At 56.6% G+C, this 1,600-nt stretch carries 2 rRNA genes; both read right to left on the bottom strand.

Features of this window, described 5'->3' with window-relative positions:
- Window positions 1–117: ribosomal RNA gene (gene rrf, locus ABZ464_RS52020) — 5S ribosomal RNA — on the bottom strand.
- 88 nt (window positions 118–205) lie between these two features.
- Window positions 206–1,600 (bottom strand): 23S ribosomal RNA (locus tag ABZ464_RS52015); the annotation flags it as partial.

The following is a 1,600-nucleotide window of genomic DNA, read 5'->3' as shown; positions in this document are numbered from 1 at the left end:
GTTCGGCGGTGTCCTACTCTCCCACAGGGTCCCCCCTGCAGTACCATCGGCGCTGTAAGGCTTAGCTTCCGGGTTCGGAATGTAACCGGGCGTTTCCCTCACGCTATGACCACCGAAACACTATGAAACTGCCAGCCGCACCACACCGTGACCAGGCATGGGGCTGTTCGTGGTTTCAGAACCAACACAGTGGACGCGAGCAACTGAGGACAAGCCCTCGGCCTATTAGTACCGGTCACCTCCACACATTACTGTGCTTCCAGATCCGGCCTATCAACCCAGTCGTCTACTGGGAGCCTTACCCCATCAAGTGGGTGGGAATACTCATCTCGAAGCAGGCTTCCCGCTTAGATGCTTTCAGCGGTTATCCCTCCCGAACGTAGCCAACCAGCCATGCCCTTGGCAGAACAACTGGCACACCAGAGGTTCGTCCGTCCCGGTCCTCTCGTACTAGGGACAGCCCTTCTCAATATTCCTGCGCGCGCAGCGGATAGGGACCGAACTGTCTCACGACGTTCTAAACCCAGCTCGCGTACCGCTTTAATGGGCGAACAGCCCAACCCTTGGGACCGACTCCAGCCCCAGGATGCGACGAGCCGACATCGAGGTGCCAAACCATCCCGTCGATATGGACTCTTGGGGAAGATCAGCCTGTTATCCCCGGGGTACCTTTTATCCGTTGAGCGACGGCGCTTCCACAAGCCACCGCCGGATCACTAGTCCCGACTTTCGTCCCTGCTCGACCCGTCGGTCTCACAGTCAAGCTCCCTTGTGCACTTACACTCAACACCTGATTGCCAACCAGGCTGAGGGAACCTTTGGGCGCCTCCGTTACTCTTTAGGAGGCAACCGCCCCAGTTAAACTACCCATCAGACACTGTCCCTGATCCGGATCACGGACCCAGGTTAGACATCCAGCACGACCAGAGTGGTATTTCAACGACGACTCCACAACCACTGGCGTGGCCGCTTCAAAGTCTCCCACCTATCCTACACAAGCCGAACCGAACACCAATATCAAACTGTAGTAAAGGTCCCGGGGTCTTTCCGTCCTGCTGCGCGAAACGAGCATCTTTACTCGTAGTGCAATTTCACCGGGCCTATGGTTGAGACAGTCGAGAAGTCGTTACGCCATTCGTGCAGGTCGGAACTTACCCGACAAGGAATTTCGCTACCTTAGGATGGTTATAGTTACCACCGCCGTTTACTGGCGCTTAAGTTCTCAGCTTCGCCACACCGAAATGTGACTAACCGGTCCCCTTAACGTTCCAGCACCGGGCAGGCGTCAGTCCGTATACATCGCCTTACGGCTTCGCACGGACCTGTGTTTTTAGTAAACAGTCGCTTCTCGCTGGTCTCTGCGGCCACCCCCAGCTCGGGAAGCAAGTCCCCTCACCAGACGTGGCCCCCCTTCTCCCGAAGTTACGGGGGCATTTTGCCGAGTTCCTTAACCATAGTTCACCCGAACGCCTCGGTATTCTCTACCTGACCACCTGAGTCGGTTTAGGGTACGGGCCGCCATGAAACTCGCTAGAGGCTTTTCTCGACAGCATAGGATCATCCACTTCACCACAATCGGCTCGGCATCAGGTCTCAGGCT

Source organism: Streptomyces sp. NPDC005820 (assembly GCF_040630255.1).
Taxonomy (GTDB): domain Bacteria; phylum Actinomycetota; class Actinomycetes; order Streptomycetales; family Streptomycetaceae; genus Streptomyces.
Note: the sequence above shows the minus strand (reverse complement) of the source record. Positions and strands in the feature narration are given on the sequence as shown.